Here is a 15,329-nt window from a genome sequence, read left to right as displayed (position 1 = left end):
GCATGGCCTGCTCCGCGAACGGCCCGGGGAGCACCGGGGCGCCGGAGCGACGTCGTCGGCGACCCCGCCCAGCCGTCCGAGCCGGGAGCACGCCACCCAGCTCACGCTCCTCTGACCCCCGTTCCGGGGGCACCACCCGCACGTCCAGCACCAGGTCGACCGCGTGGTCCCGCACCGGCAACCCCGCCCAGGCGTCGGCGACCACCGCGCCGGCCCTCGGGTGGCAGCGGGCCGCGCGCCGCGCCGCGTACCTGGACACGTCCACCGCGACGCCCCGGGAGCCGGCCAGCCGATCGAGGACACCCGCCAGGTAGTAGCCGGTCCCCGCGCCCACCTCCACGACGCACGTGCCGTCGCGCCCCGGCTCGACGGCTGATCCGGCGGCGGTGGCGACCAGGTCGCGGATCGGCGCGTAGTGGCCAGCGGTGAGGAAGTCCGCCCGGTCGGCGACCATGCCCGCGGTGTCCCCACCGTGCCCGGAGTGGCGTCCGGTCAGCAGGCTCAACCATCTACGACCCGGACCGCGAACCCGACCCCGACTTCCGCCACGGGCGGCTGCTGGCCGACCTGCTCGTCTCGGCCTTGGCCGAGGCGGGCCGCGCCCCGGCTGAGCGGTGAACGGGTCTCCGCCCCGCGGCCGATGGGACCGCTGACCCGTTCCACCGGTGCCGCCCCGGGGGGCGGTGGCCCGCCCGGATCTCGAGGTGGGCCGGGGCCGCGCTCGGCGTGGCGGCGACGCCACGAGCGAGAACCGGGGCCAGGGGTATGCCCCGGTACCCCGACCGCCTGTCGCGCCCGGGGTACCGGCCATCGTCCCAGCCCTGGAACGGGACCCCGTCCACCCCGCCGAGACGGGACCGGTCAGGTGGTCTTCCGGCGAGCGCCCCGACCTGCCCCACCCGGGGTGGGGCCCCGGTCGACGTCGGCCGGGGGCGCTGCGGACGAGGGGCGGGCCAGTCCGGGAGCCGGCCGTCGGGTCGCGTGCCGGAGGACACGGAACACGGTCTTCGGGCGGAACAGCGCCTGCGGCGGGTCCGCGAGGCCGGCGACCCGCATGAAGGCGTTCGTGACGGCGGGGTCCCTGCTCGCCGCGTACTGCAACCGGGCCATGTAGGCGTTGGCCAGCCGCGTCTTCAGGGTGCGCCGCCCCTCCACGCCGGGGAAGTCGAGATCCCCGCCGGCGGACACCTCCCACGGGGCGTCGACCACCCGGGCCAGGTCGGACATGACCGCGGCGGGGGAGGGCGGCGTGCCCCGCCGGAGGTGGTCGCGCAGGGTCAACGCCTCGATCGCCGCGACGCTCATGCCCTGGCCGTAGACCGGGTTGAAGCTGCACACCGCGTCCCCGGTGACCAGGAGCCCGTCGGGGAAGGCACCCAGCCGTTCGTAGTGGCGCCGCACGCTGGCCGGGAACCGGAAGGACACCGGCTCGTCGAGCGGCTCACCGTCCCGGACCGCGTCGTAGATCTCCGGCACCGGCAGCGACCGGGCGAACTCCAGGAACGCCCCCGGCTCGGTGGGCGGGTGGTCCCCGAGCATCCCGGTGAGCGACAGCACGCACACGTCGCGCCCCACCTGGCCGAAGAAGGCACCTCGGGGGTGGGCGGGGGACGCCACCGGGTTGATCGACTGCACGCCGTCGAACCACTCGGGGCGGGTCCGGTAGTGCCTCGTCGTGTAGGCCAGGCCGACCCGCACCTTCGTCTCCTCAGGACGCTGGTAGCCCAGCTCCTCCAACCACACGGGAAGGCGGGACCCCCTTCCGGACGCGTCCACCACCAGGTCCGCCCGTAGTTCCTCCTCGACGCCCCCCGCCGCCGGGACCAGTCGGACCCCCACGACCCGGCTCCGGTCCGGGGACGTCAGCAACCCCTGGGCCTGCTGGCCCTCCCGGAACCGGACCTCGGGCAACGCGGCCACCCTGGTGCGCACGTGGTGCTCCAGCACCGGGCGCGGCGCGGTCACCGAGAGCAGTCCGGTGTGGGCCGGGCGGAGCCGCCGCGCGTCGAAGTACCACCGCATCTCCCCGAGATCCCCGGTGGGGACACCGGTGGCCTCCAGCTCCTCGGTCAGGCCGGGGAACAGCTCCTCCAACGCCAGGTGGCCCCGGGCGTGGAGGCCGTGCGCGTGCCGGGTGTGGGGAGCTCCCCGCCGGGCGCCCTTCACACCGAGCACCGTGTCCCGGTCGACCACGACGACCTCGGTGAAGTGCTCGGCCAGCACGCGGGCGGTCAGGCAGCCAGCCATGCTGCCGCCGAGCACCACGGCACGGCCTCGGTTCTGGGGGCTCATCGGACCACCTCTCCTCGCGGGGCGCGCCCCGGTCTCGTGTCGTTGTGGGTGAACACGTCAGTAGGTGACGACCGCGCGGAACCGGACGGAGCCCCGCTCGACCGCCTCGACCGCCTCGCTGATCCGCGACGGGGGGAAGACCTCGCATCGGGGCTCCACCTGACCGTCGGCGACGATGCGCAGGGCCTCGGTCAGCAGCTCGGTCCCCTCGTGGGTGGCACCGAGGACCTGTTGGCGCTGGGCGAAGAAGGGGCGGCCGAGGTCCGGTTCGATGCTGAACGGGGTGCGCCCGTCGATGCCGGCGAGGACCAGCCGACCCCCGGGGCGCAACCCGCGCAGGCACTCGCTGGCCAGGCCGTAGGACGGCGCGGTGATCAGGATGACGTCAGCCCCGCCCGCCCCGGCCAGTTCGTCGGCATCAGCCACCGCCAGCGCCGCCCCCAGATCGCGCGCGGGGCCCCGTTTGTCCGCCGACCTCGTCACGGCGATCGTCTCGAAGCCGGCCGAGGCGGCGAACTGCACCGCCAGGTGGCCCATGCCGCCGATGCCGACCACGGCGACCCGTTCGTGCTGGCGCGGGCCGCCCACGTGGAGAGCGCTCAACGCCGTGTAACCCGCGCAGAGCACCGGCGCGGCGAGCTCGAAGTCGAGGTCGTCGGGCAGCAGCACGGTGCCCGACGCCGGCGCGACCACGTACTCGGCCTGCCCACCCGGCGCGGTGAACCCGGTCATCGCCGGCGCCACGCACGCGAACGCCGCGTGGCCGGACAGCCTCGGGTCCCGGGAGCAGTGGGCGCACCGCCCGCAGGTCCCCTGGATCCACGGCACGCCCACCCGGTCCCCGGGACGCCGGGACGTCACACCGGCGCCCACCTCCACCACCTCCCCGGCCGCCTCGTGCCCGGGGACGGCCGGTGCCGTGGACGGGAACGGGATGATCCCCCGGGACGCGAGGACGTCGTTCAGGCAGATCCCGGAGGCACGAACCCGGACCAGCACCTCGCCGGGCCCCGCGCTCGGGGTGGGGATCTCAGCGAGGCGCCAGGGCTCGCCAACCGAGGAAATCACCGTTGCCTTCATGGTCGGCCTTCTCCGCTCGTCGGAAATGGATGGGTGGTCTGGTCGGCGGCGACGGGCGGAACGAACGCGCGTCGTCGAGCGCTTCGGGCCGGCCGTGGGAAACGGGGGCGGGAAAGGCGTTCCCCGTCGTCCCGGTCCGGCGCGTTGGTGGAGGACGTGCCCGCTTTTCCCTTTTCTGGTGGGCGGGTCGTCGAACGCGGTGGGAAAACCGTCCGCGCCCGATCGGGGGTTTCCGACGTGGTCACGCCGATCCCGTCGTGTCAACGGGAATGGCGAGGTGAGCCGCGTCGGCACGTCGGGTGCCGCGGGACCCATCCTCCCGCCGGCCGGCGGCGGGCCTCATCTCCCGTCGTGCGCTCTCCCCGTCGACGAGGTCGGCGGCGCCCCGCGAGGGGATGGTCGCTGGTCGTGGCACGTTCGGAGGTGCCGGCACTCCGAGCGTCCTGTGAGGATGCGACGAGGCAGCCGGGGCGTGGACACCGCGTGCGAGCAGGCCACTCGTCACCCGTCACCCGTCGTTCGGCCACGGTGTTCCCGTCCTCGCCTTCCCTTCTCCGCCGGGCGGGCGAGGGGGACACCGAGCCGTTCGCCAGCGCTGGCCGCGAATCGCGATTCACGGATCACGGATCACGGATCACGGATCAGGAATCACGAAACGCGAATCGCGGACCGGGTGGCGGTTCGGCTCGCCCCACTCGCACGACACCCGGCGGATTTCCCGTTCTGGGTCGGCACGGAGGGAGTTCTCGCAATGAGAAGCGGAATCGGAGCGCGCGCGGTCGTGCTCGGAGGCAGCATCACCGGTCTGTTCGCGGCGGCGGCGCTCGCACCGTCCTACCGCGAGGTGGTCATCGTGGACCGTGACCGGTTGGTCGGCGTCCGGGAGTGGCGTCGCGGCGCACCCCAGACCAGGCACATCAACGGCCTGCTCGCCCGTGGCCACCAGGCCCTGGAGGAGCTGTTCCCCGGCATCACCGAGGAGATGGCGGACGACGGGATCCCCTTCTCCGACCTCTCGGGCACCGTGCGGTGGTACTTCTACGGCAAGCGGCTCCAGCAGCTCCGGGGAGGGCTGAGCTGTGTCGCGGCCACCCGTCCGATGCTCGAGTACCACGTGCGGCGTCGAGTCGAGGCGATGGCGAACGTGACCTTCCTGGAGGAGTGCGACGTGGTGGGTCTGACGACCTCCCCCGACCGCGCCCGGGTCACCGGAGCCAGGATCCACCGGCGCAAGGCGGACTCCAACGCCCGCCGCAAGGCGGAGACCGCGGAGGAGGTCATCGAGGCCGATCTCGTCATCGACACCACCGGTCGCGGCTCCCGGTCGCCGAAGTGGCTGGTGGAACTCGGCTACCAGCGGGTGGAGGAGCAGGGCACCAAGGTCGGCATCGGGTACGCCAGCCGGCACTACAAGCTCACCACCGACCCCTTCGGCAAGGACCACTCGATCAACCCGGTGGCCTCCCCGACGCTGCCCCGGGGTGCGATCTTCACCAAGACCGACAGCGGCATGGTGGAGCTGACCACCTACGGCATCCTCGGCGACCACCCGCCCACCGACCCCGAGGGCTTCAACGCGTTCGTCAAGACCCTCGCCGCCCCCGAGATCCACGAGACGATCTCCGTCGCCGAGCCGATCGACGACATCGCGCTGTTCAAGTTCCCCACCACGATGTGGCGGCGGTACGACCTGATGGAGACCCTGCCGGAGCGGCTGCTGATCATGGGTGACGCGGTGTGCACCCCCAACCCCGTCTACGCCCAGGCGCAGTCGCTGTCCGCGCTGGAGGCCCTGGCCCTGCGCGAGCGCCTGAGCGCCGGTCGCGCACCCGACACCCCGGAGTTCCAGCGCGCGGTCGCCGACATCATCCGACCCGCCTGGGAGATGACGACGGCCGTGGACCTCGGTTTCCCCGGAGTGGAGGGCGAGCGCACCCCCAAGGTGCGGATGATGCACGTCTTCTCCCGGCTCCTGCACGACGCCGCCACCCGTGACGGCCGGTTCACGGCGGCGTTCATGCGGGTCGCGGGCCTGGTCGACCCACCGACCGCGCTCCAACGGCCGGGGCTGGTGCTGCGGGTGCTGCGGGACGCCGTGGGCGTACGGCTCTCCCGGTTCCTCGCCAGGCGGCGAGGCGGGAGCGCCTGACCCTCGCCGGAGGATCGCGTCGGGCACTCCGGTTCCCGGGCGCGACGGTTGACCAGTCGGTCCGGGTTCGTCCACGCGGCACGCGACGTGGACGGACCCGGACCGCCGTGTCTCCGGGACAGCCGGTGCTCACCCCCCGGGGCGGACGTGACGCGTTCCACCCCGACCGGCTCGTCGGACCTCGCTGCCGCCGCACCGGCTGGGACCGCCCCGGGGCGCGAGCCCACCACGCCGCCGCCGCGACCAGCCGGCGCCGGGTCCGGATGCCGGGGAACTGATTCCCGCGGCGGCACCACCCGGCAACTTGCCCATAGCGACGAACGGCCCCCTCGCCGAGGCGAGGGGGCCGTCCTGTCAGGGGAACTCCCCGAGCCGGGTCGGTAGCGCGGGGACCGCGCTACCGACCGGGTTCGTTACCGAACGGCGGGAGTCACGTCGATCGTCGCGGCCGTGGCGGCCTCGCCGACGACGACGCACTCCGAACCGTCGACCACCGAGGTGATGGTGGCGGGAGTCAGGGACACCTGGCCGGGCTCGTCCAGGGTGATCTGGGTCTCGCCACCGGTGAACCGGATCGGCTCGTTCGCGGGAGTCTCGACGTTGCTGAGACCCGCCGCGGTGACGCTGCCGGACGCGTCGCCGCCGAGCTCGATGTCGAGCTCCGTGGCGAAGGAACCGGCCGGGGCGTCGAAGGGCACGCCGAGGAGGATGAGGGTGCTCGCCTCCACGGTCACGGTGTCGCCCTGGGTCGCGGTCGCCGGCGCCGTAATGGTGACGTCGATGTCCTCGACCCGGGGGTCGGCCGGGTCGCCGCAGCTGTAGGTCACCCGCGACGTGCCAGCCAGGGAGTTGTCGTCGTTGTCGGCCGCGGCGACGCCGAAACTGGTGGCGAGTCCGGCGGCCACCACAGCGCCGGCGGCGAGCACCGCGGAATTCTTCCGAGATAGCCTCATGGATTTTCTCCTTGATAGTGCGGGGAAATCCTCCGATTCCGGGTTTCGTTTCCCCGCGTTTTTCGCCTGCAGGACCACGGTATCGGTGGTGGGTCGCCCTTCCCAACTCCCGAGTTGCCTTCCCACCTGGACCGCCGAATGTCCGTTTGTCATTTTCCGGATGATTCCGGCGGTGTACCGGTGGTGGCCGGTTCCCGTTCGGGGGGACCCACCGCGCCCCGTCATCCCCCCTCGCGGACCCCGGCGCAGGACCCGTGGGCGCCCTCGAACACCGTGTCGAGGAAAGTGTCCAGGTCAGGGTCGTCGAACAGGGCTCCGACGTCCACGATGAGCCCTAGTTCGTCCTCGATCCGAGCGGTGATCCGCACCGCGGAGATCGACTGGCCCTGGAGCTCGAAGAACGTCAGGTCGCTCCGGCCCGGAGGCATCTCCAGGACCGTGGACCAAATTCTCGTCACCGTTTCCCTGATGGTGGACCGGGACGGGGCTGGCGGTACCGCGGCATCCGACATGGTGGCGTCTCCCTTGTTTCGGTGGTGGTGGGGTGTGTCGTGTCCCCCAAGGAATGGAGACCGAAGCGCCAGTGTCCTCCGAAGTGGGTCGTCCGGGCATCCGCGCACGTGCCCTGTGCGAAGGTGCCCGTGGGGCCAGAAAAGCGGAGCAATTCACGAGAAGCGTTTTCTTCGCGGCGCGTGTGACGATTCCGGTCGTGATCGGAGTGACGAGATGACCGAGATCGACCCGCCGTCCGGCCTCGCGCCGTCGACGGCGGGGCGCCACCGCGCCCGGGCCTGCCTCCCGGTCCACGAGGAGGTGCGCGCCCGGGCGCGGAGCGCGCCCCGGGCGCGGGCGGTCCTCGGGGACTCCCATGTCCTCACCTACCAGCAGTTGGACGAGGCGGCCGACGACCTCGCCGACCGCCTCCGGGACGTCGGGGTGGTCGAGGGAGCGGCCGTCGCCGTGCGGATGCCCGGCGGAGCCGCGCAGGCCGTCGCCTCGCTCGGGGCGCTGCGGGCCGGCGGCCACCTGGTCTGGCTCGGGGTCGGCGAACTGGGGACCCGGGGCCGCCACGTGCTCACCCAGACCGATCCGGTGTGCCTGCTGCGCACGACGTCGGCGCCCGGCGAACCGGACGAGCTGGTCCGGTGGTACCGCGAAGAGCTGGGGGGACCCGTGCTGGACGTCCACCCGCCTCGGGGACGCTCCGGGAGCAGGCACCCGGGGCCGACCCGCCGGGGACGGGACGTGCCCCTCGACCTGACCGCCTACGTGGCCCACACCTCCGGGTCGACGGGGGTGCCCAAGGGCGTGGCCCAGGACCACCGGTCGCTACTGGAGATCGCGAACTGGCTGGTCGAGGAGTTCGACCTGGGCCCGGGGTCCCGAGTAGCCCAGTGGGCCGCTCCCGACCACGACCCGAGTCTGTGCGAGACCTTCGCCGCGCTGATCGCCGGTGCCACGCTCTGCCCGGTCCCCCCGTCCGTCCGGGTCGACCCCGAACGGCTCCTCGACTGGCTCACCGTCCGGCGGGTCACCTTCCTCCAGACCGTGCCCAGCGTGGCGCGGGAACTCCTCCGGCTGATCACCCGCCACGGCCGGCGCCCACCCCCGACGCTGCGCGCGTTGCTGCTGATGGGCGAGGCCCTGCCGGGGAACCTGGCGCGGGAACTGCGCGCGGTGCTGCCCACCACGCGGTTGGCCAACGTGTACGGCCCCACCGAGACCATCGCGGCCACCTGGCACGAGGTCACCGGGAACGAGGGCCAGCGCGTTCCCATCGGACGTCCGATCCCCGGCCGGGAGGTCCTCGTCGTGGACGAGCAGGACCTGCCGTGCCCGGTGGGCGTCGCCGGCGAGATCGTCGTGCGGGGGCGGTGCGTCGCCAAGGGCTACCTCGGGGACGAGGGCGCCTCGGCCGCGTTCGCGCCCCTCGCCGGCACCGCCGCCGCCCCGCCGACCACCCGGTGCTACCGCACCGGCGACCGGGGACGACGGCGGCCCGACGGCCTCCTCGAGTTCCTCGGCCGCCGCGACGACCAGGTCAAGGTGGCCGGAGTGCGCGTCGAACCCGCCGAGCTGGAGGCGGACCTGGCCAGCCACGAATCGGTACGGGAGTGCGCGGTCGTGCCCGCCGTGGACGCCGACGGGCTCGTGGGCCGGCTGATCGCCCACGTCGTCACGGGCCCGGCCGGAGCGGAGGCGACGTCCGAGGGCACCCCGGCCGTCTGGCGGGCGCACCTGCGCCGGGTGCGCGTCGGGCCCACCGGGCCGCTCGAGTTCGTCACCCGCGCCGAACCCCTCCCCCGCACGGTGGCGGGCAAGGTCGACCGGCGGGCGCTGATCGCCGCCGGCCCCACCGCCCCACCGGGACCCACCACCGAGCCCCCACCGGACCAGGCCGAGGGGCACGTCCTCGCGGTCGTCTCCGACGTGCTCGGCGTCCCCCGCGTCGAACCGGACGTCTCCTTCTTCGCCCAGGGCGGGAGTCCCCCGCTCCTGCTGCGCGTCCTCGTCGGAGTCCGGGGCCGGTTCGACGTCGAGGTGACCCTCCAGGACCTCCTCGCCAACCCGACCCCCGCCGGCATGGCCGCGTTGGTCGGGGCGGCCGTCCGGAATCGACCACAACCGGGTCCGTCAGCGGGCTGAGCCGCGACGCCACGAGAAGGAGCGAGAGTTGACACAGCAGGAGAGCCCACGCCCGGTCGTGTTCGACGGCGAGAGCCTGGACATCCCCGACGTGGTCCGCGTGGCGGAGGGGATCACCCCGTGCTCGGTCGCCCCGTCCGCCCTGGAGAAGGTGGCGCGGTCACGGGAGCTGTTCGAGGACATCGTCCACGACGGCACCCCGGTGTACGGGGTCACCACCGGGTTCGGCGAGATGATCTACATGCTCGTCGGGCCGGACCACGAGGTGGAACTCCAGACCAACCTGGTCCGCAGCCACAGCGCCGGGGTGGGGCCGCTCTTCGCCGAGGACGAGACCAGGGCCGTCCTCGCCGCGCGGCTGAACGCGTTGGCCAAGGGGCACTCGGCGGTGCGCCCCGAGGTACTGGAACGGCTGGCCCTGTACCTCAACCTCGGGCTGACCCCCGCCGTCCCCGAGATCGGCTCGTTGGGTGCCAGTGGTGACCTCGCCCCGCTGTCCCACATCGCCGCCACCCTCATCGGGGAGGGCTACCTGCTGCGGGACGGCGCCGCCGTCCCGACCGGCCCGGTGCTGAGGGAACGGGGCATCCAACCGCTCGAACTGCGGTTCAAGGAAGGCCTGGCGCTGATCAACGGGACCTCCGCGATGACCGGTCTCGGCTCCCTGGTCGTCGACCGCGCCCTGACCCAGGTCCGGCAGGCGGAGATCGTCTCCGCGCTGCTGACCGAGGCGCTGCGCGGGTCGACCAGCCCGTTCCTCGCCGAGGGGCACGAGGTGGCGCGGCCCCACCCCGGGCAGGTCGACACCGCCGCGAACATGCGGGCGCTGCTGGCGGGCAGCGGCCGCACCGTGGAACACGCGGTGCTGCGCGACCAGGTGCGGGACGCCGGAGAGGGCGACAGCGGGGTGCGGCGCACCCAGCTGTACCTCCAGAAGGCCTACTCGATGCGCGCGACACCGCAGGTGCTCGGCGCGGTGCGCGACGTGCTCTCGCACGCCCAGGGCAAGCTCCGGATCGAACTGAACTCCGCCAACGACAACCCCCTGTTCTTCGAGGACCGGGAGGTCTTCCACGGGGCCAACTTCCACGGCCAGCCCATCGCCTTCGCGATGGACTTCGTCACCATCGGCCTCACCCAGCTCGGTGTGCTCGCCGAGCGGCAGCTCAACCGGGCGCTCAACCGCCACCTGAGCTACGGGCTCCCCGAGTTCCTCGTCGCGGGGGACCCGGGGCTGAACAGCGGGTTCGCGGGCGCCCAGTACCCGGCCACCGCCCTGGTCGCGGAGAACCGCACCATCGGCCCCGCCAGCACCCAGAGCGTTCCCTCCAACGGGGACAACCAGGACATCGTCAGCATGGGCCTGATCTCGGCGCGCAACGCCCGCCGGGTGCTGCGCAACAACGACCGCATCCTCGCCGTGGAGTTCCTCGCCGCGGCGCAGGCCGTCGACCTCGCCGGCGGCCCCGACGAGCTCGGTCCCGCGGCGGCGGCCGCGTACCAGCACGTCAGGGACGTCGTGCCCACCCTGGACCGGGACCGGTACATGGCGGACGACATCGAGCGGACAGCCTCGGCCCTCCAGCACGGCGAGTTCCTCGCCGCGGTGGAGGCCGCCATCGGAGGGCTGCGGTGACACCGAGCGGAATGCCCCGAGACCCGACAAGGAGCAACGGTGAGTGATCCCTACGACGTCGTCGTGGTCGGCGGCGGACCCAGCGGCTCGACGGTCGCGACCCTGGTGGCCCGACAGGGTCACCGCGTCCTCCAGGTGGAGCGGGAACGGTTCCCCCGTTACCAGATCGGGGAGTCCCTGCTCCCCGCCACCGTGCACGGCATCGGGAAACTCCTCGGCGTCACCGAGGAACTGGAGAGGGCCCGGTTCGTGGTGAAGCGCGGCGGCACGTTCCGGTGGGGCCGCAACCCCACGCCCTGGACGTTCTCCTTCGGCGCGTCACCCCGCTTCGCGGGCGACTCCTCCACCGCCTACCAGGTCGAACGGATGCGTTTCGACCAGATCCTGCTGGACAACGCCCGGCGCCACGGGGTGGAGGTCGTCGAGGAGACCACCGTCCACGACGTCGTCGAGGAGGACGGCGGGGTGGTCGGCGTCGTCCTGTCCTCCGCCGACGGCCGCCGCCGGGAGGTGCGGTGCCGGTGGGTGGTCGACGCCTCCGGCAACACCAGCCGCATCCACCAACGCGTGGGCGGCCGTCGACGCTACTCGGAGTTCTTCCGGAACCTGGCGCTGTTCGGCTACTTCGAGGGTGGGCGCCGCATGCCGGCGCCGAACCAGGGCAACATCGTCGCCGCCGCCTTCGACTCGGGGTGGTTCTGGTACATCCCGTTGACCGACGAGCTGACCAGCGTCGGCGCCGTGGTGCTCCCCGAGGCCCTCGACCGGGTGCGGGGCGACCGGGAGGAGGCGCTCACCAGGCTGATCCAGGACTGCCCGATGATCGCCGAGCTGCTGGCCGACGCGCGTCGGGTCACCGAAGGACCCTACGGCGAGATCCGGGTCCGCAAGGACTACTCCTACATCCAGGAACGCTTCTGGCGGCCCGGTCTCGTGCTCACCGGTGACGCCGCCTGCTTCATCGACCCGGTGTTCTCCTCCGGCGTGCACCTGGCCACCTACGGCGCGCTGCTCGCCGCCCGATCCCTGAACACCGTGCTGCGGGGAGATCTGGACGACACCACCGCGTTCGAGGAGTTCGAGACCCGGTACCGCATGGAGTACACCCGGTTCCACGACTTCCTCGTCGGCTTCTACGACATGCACCAGGACGAGGAGTCCTACTTCTGGCGGGCGAAGAAGGTCCTCGGCCGCCAGGCCACCAGCATGGAGTCCTTCGTGGAGCTCGTCGGCGGTGGCGCCTCGGCCGAGCTCGCGCTGGTCACCCCCGAGGCGTACGCGGCCCAGCGGCAGGCCGCCTTCCAGGAGCTGGCCGACATCGTCGACCAGCCCGTGGAGCGGGAGGGCGAGGACCGCGACCTGCTCAGCTCGGCACTGGCCAAGGACGTCGCCCGGGCCGGGGCCCGGATCCAGGTGCACGCGGCGACCGGGGACAACCTCGACGAGACCCGCCCCGTGCGTCCCGGGGGCCTGGTCCCGTCCGCCGACGGCTTCCACTGGACCCCACCCGTGGGGGCCACCACCGAAGGGAAGGTCTGATCATGGCGCACGACACGTCACGCACCCCGCCGGGCCAGGGGGCGGAACGGGTGCCGCTCACCGCCCAGCAGGAGTTCCTGCGGGCGATGGACCACGGTGACGACAGCGGCCCCTTCGGGCCCTACTACCACATCGTCGGTGGCTGGCGGGTGCACGGCAGGATCGACGTGGAGGTCCTCCGCGCCGCCATGACCGACCTCGTCGCCCGGCACGAGGCGCTGCGCACCTCCATCGTCGTCGAGGGCGACGACGCCCACCAGGCGGTGCGGCCGGCGGCGGAGCCGGAGTTGACGCTGCGGGACCTGCCCGCCGACGGCGACCGGGACCAGACCGCCGAACGGTTCGCCTGCGAGATCGAGGCCGGCCCGTTCCCCGCCACCGAGCACCCCGCCCTGCGGATGGTGCTGGGACGGTTCGACCACCAGGACGGCGTCCTGGTCCTGATCGCCCACCACACCATGGTCGACGGGTGGTCGGCGCAGGTGGTGATGCGGGACCTCGCCGAGTTCTACGCCGCCCGCCGGGGAGACCGGCTCCCCGTGCTGCCGCAGGTGCGGCAGCCCCGCGAGTACGTGGCGTGGCAGCGTGCCCAGGCCGAGGGGCCGTCCACGGCTCGGGCCCTGGCGTTCTGGCGGGAGAACCTGCGGGGGGCGCGGATGACGGCCATCCCCACCGACCGGCCCCGCCCGAGCGAGGGCGAGTTCCGCACCGGCTGGCACCGCTTCGTCCTCGACGAGCGGTACGGGCGGGCCGTCGACCTCGTCGCCCGGCGGACCCGCTCCTCACCGTTCATGGTGTACCTCGCCGCCTACCTCACCTATCTGCGGGACCGCACCGGGAGCAGCGATCTCGTCGTCCCCACCTTCACGCCCGGCCGCAGCCCGGGGTGGATCCAGGACACCGTCGGCAGCTTCTACAACTTCCTGCCGCTGCGCGTCGACATCGGCGGCGGCGACCTGGCCTCGGTGATCGAACGCACGCGAACCGCCTGCCTGGCCGCCTACGACCACGAGATCCCCTTCCTCCAGCTCTCGGCGGCGGCCCCCGACCTGATGGACCCGGTGCAGGACCCCGGGGGAGCGGCGGCGGTCTTCCAGGTGGTGCAGTCGCCGTTCATCATGAGTGAGCGGACGGCGGGAGACGTGACGTTCAGCGCGATCCGGAGCCGCACCCTGTCCGCAGCCGAGGGATCCCAACTGCCGGACGGCCTGCTCTGGTCCCTGGAACCGAGACCTGACGGCGTCGTGTACGGCAAGGTCGGCTACACCACGAACATGTTCGACGAGGACTCGGTGGCCGCCCAGGTCCGGGACCTCACCTCGGTGCTCCGCGACTCGGTCGTCGCCTCCGCCGCCGAGTAGCGCCCCGCGCCCCGCGCGGCGGAGGCCGGTTCCCGAGCCCGCCGCGCCGCCCCCGGTGCCGGGACCGTCGAGGAGACGGTCCCGGCACCTCACCGGCGTCTCAGGGACCCAGCAGGTCACGTCCCGCCCGCCGCAGGTCCTCGAAGGACTCCAGGTCCGGCGCGCGCCAACCGCCGAGGTCGTACTCGTCGAGGCACTGGTCCACGAACGCCCGGTAACCGTCCACCGTGCCGTCGGCGAGCTGCGCGGACAGCAGCTCGATCCGGGTGTTCTCGTGGCTGCCGGCGTAGTTGCGCTCGTACAGTTCGTGCCGACCGGCGAACTCCGAGCCGACGGCGTCCCACAGCAGCTTCATGACCTTGACCCGTTCGGTCGCCTCGACCCCACCCGACCCCCGCAGGTACCTGTCGAGGTCGCCGCGGATGCGGGGGTCGTCGAAGTCCTCGACGCCCGAGTTGACGTAGATCAACCCGCTGGCGACGTCCTGGAGGACGATCTCGCGGACCCTCGGGTACCCGAGCTGCATGAACCACCGGTAGGCCATCCCGTACTGGGGGTTGGGCAGCAGGGCACCGCCCTTCCAGGGCACCGGGTTGCGGGCGGCGGCGTCGGACAGGCCCCAGAACAGGTTCCGCCAGGCGAGGACCTCCCCGAGGCGGGCGCGCACGCCTCGGAAGTCGGCCGTGCCGGTGATCTCCAGCGCCTTGGCGAGCAGGCCCGCGATGAACTCCAACTTCACCGCGAGCCGGGTGCAGCCGTGGAACATGAAGCGTTCCGGGAACCCCGACCGCGCGGTGAACAGCGTCGCCCTGCCCAGGTCGCCGTAGACGAACACGTTCTCCCAGGGGATGAGGACCCGGTCGAACACCAGGACGCTGTCGTTCTCGTCCAACCGGGACGACAGGGGGTAGTCGAAGGGGCTCCCCATCACCGAGGCCGTCGCCGAGTAGGAGGGGCGGCAGATCAACCGGACACCGGGGGAGTTGGTCGGCACCGCCGCCACCAGGGCGTACTCCCGTTTCCGGATCGGCAGGCCGTAGTGCGCGACGAAGACGTGGTGGGTGAGCGCCGAGGCCGTGGCGACGACCTTCGCCCCGCTGACGACGAGCCCCGCGTCCGTCTCCCGCTCCACGTGCACGTACACGTCGCCCACCTCCTCCGGCGGGCGGTCCCGGTCCACCGGCGGGTGCACGATCGCGTGGCTGAAGTACAGGACCTTCTCCTGCGCCCGCCGGTACCAGGCGCGGGCGTTGTCCGCGTACGGGCCGTAGTAGTCGGCGTTCGCGCCGAGGGTCCCCAGGAACGACGCCTTGTAGTCCGGCCCCCGCCCGAGCCACCCGTAGCCGATCCGCGCCCACTCCGCGATCGCCCGCTGGTCGGCCACCAGGTCGTCGACCGTGCGGGGCGCCCGGAAGAAGCGGTGCGTGTAACCCTCGCCGCCGCTGTCGGTCGGCGCGGTGAGCACGTCACGGCGTTCCGGGTCGTGCAGGGAGTCGTAGAGGCGAGCGGTCATCCGGACCGGGTTGCGGAAGGCCGGATGCCGGGTGACGTCCTCGATCCGCGTGCCGTGCAGGAAGACCTGCCGGTCGTCCCGCAGGCTCTCGACGTACTCGTCCCCGGTCATCGGCCGGGTGCCACGGTCGCGGTCGGGGGGTGGCGCCGCCCCACCCGCA

Annotated in this window: 10 protein-coding genes and 1 pseudogene; 5 read left to right on the top strand and 6 right to left on the bottom strand. The window is 72.8% G+C overall.

Features of this window, described 5'->3' with window-relative positions; genetic code table 11:
- Positions 1-199: 199 nt before the first annotated feature.
- The 3 genes and pseudogenes from C1701_RS28295 to C1701_RS26540 all read right to left on the bottom strand — a co-directional run.
- Positions 200-454 (bottom strand): annotated as a pseudogene (locus tag C1701_RS28295) (23S rRNA methyltransferase); the annotation flags it as partial.
- 407 nt (positions 455-861) lie between these two features.
- Positions 862-2,292: an FAD-dependent oxidoreductase gene (locus C1701_RS26545; protein WP_051314281.1), complete on the bottom strand. Its 1,431-nt coding sequence runs from the start codon at positions 2,290-2,292 to the stop codon at positions 862-864.
- A 57-nt stretch (positions 2,293-2,349) separates the two neighbouring features.
- Positions 2,350-3,372, bottom strand: coding sequence for an alcohol dehydrogenase catalytic domain-containing protein (locus C1701_RS26540; RefSeq protein WP_026420223.1), 1,023 nt, complete (start codon positions 3,370-3,372; stop codon positions 2,350-2,352).
- Positions 3,373-4,123: 751 nt separating this feature from the next.
- Between C1701_RS26540 and C1701_RS26535 the strand changes: the two genes are divergently transcribed.
- Entirely contained in the window at positions 4,124-5,521 is a 1,398-nt protein-coding gene (locus C1701_RS26535; RefSeq protein WP_103056879.1) for an FAD-dependent oxidoreductase, read from the top strand.
- Between the two features lie 413 nt (positions 5,522-5,934).
- On the opposite strand, the gene C1701_RS26530 is transcribed toward C1701_RS26535, so the two are convergent.
- Positions 5,935-6,474, bottom strand: a complete 540-nt coding sequence (locus C1701_RS26530) for a hypothetical protein (RefSeq protein ID WP_156038634.1) — start codon at positions 6,472-6,474, stop codon at positions 5,935-5,937.
- A gap of 221 nt (positions 6,475-6,695) precedes the next feature.
- Positions 6,696-6,932 carry a phosphopantetheine-binding protein gene (locus C1701_RS26525; protein WP_337662015.1) on the bottom strand — a complete coding sequence of 79 codons (237 nt, stop codon included), beginning with the start codon at positions 6,930-6,932 and terminating at the stop codon, positions 6,696-6,698.
- Between the two features lie 268 nt (positions 6,933-7,200).
- On the opposite strand from C1701_RS26525, the gene C1701_RS26520 reads away from it, so the two are divergent.
- From C1701_RS26520 to C1701_RS26505, 4 genes are read left to right on the top strand one after another with little or no spacing between them, the layout of a single operon-like run.
- Positions 7,201-9,120, top strand: coding sequence for a non-ribosomal peptide synthetase (locus C1701_RS26520; protein WP_337662014.1), 1,920 nt, complete (start codon positions 7,201-7,203; stop codon positions 9,118-9,120).
- Positions 9,121-9,148: 28 nt separating this feature from the next.
- Complete coding sequence (cmdF, locus tag C1701_RS26515) at positions 9,149-10,756, top strand: tyrosine 2,3-aminomutase (protein WP_026420225.1); 1,608 nt, start codon at positions 9,149-9,151, stop codon at positions 10,754-10,756.
- Positions 10,757-10,795: 39 nt separating this feature from the next.
- Entirely contained in the window at positions 10,796-12,295 is a 1,500-nt protein-coding gene (locus tag C1701_RS26510) for an FAD-dependent oxidoreductase (RefSeq protein WP_030107054.1), read from the top strand.
- 2 nt (positions 12,296-12,297) lie between these two features.
- Positions 12,298-13,656: a condensation domain-containing protein gene (locus C1701_RS26505; RefSeq protein WP_051712839.1), complete on the top strand. Its 1,359-nt coding sequence runs from the start codon at positions 12,298-12,300 to the stop codon at positions 13,654-13,656.
- Positions 13,657-13,756: 100 nt separating this feature from the next.
- Here the strand turns inward: C1701_RS26505 and C1701_RS26500 are convergent, their stop codons facing one another.
- Entirely contained in the window at positions 13,757-15,280 is a 1,524-nt protein-coding gene (locus tag C1701_RS26500; RefSeq protein WP_337662013.1) for a 4-hydroxyphenylacetate 3-hydroxylase family protein, read from the bottom strand.
- Positions 15,281-15,329 lie beyond the last annotated feature (49 nt).

Origin of the sequence: Actinoalloteichus sp. AHMU CJ021 (genome assembly GCF_002895405.1) — a bacterium.
Lineage (GTDB): Bacteria > Actinomycetota > Actinomycetes > Mycobacteriales > Pseudonocardiaceae > Actinoalloteichus_B > Actinoalloteichus_B caeruleus.
This window is presented reverse-complemented; position numbering and strand designations above follow the sequence as displayed.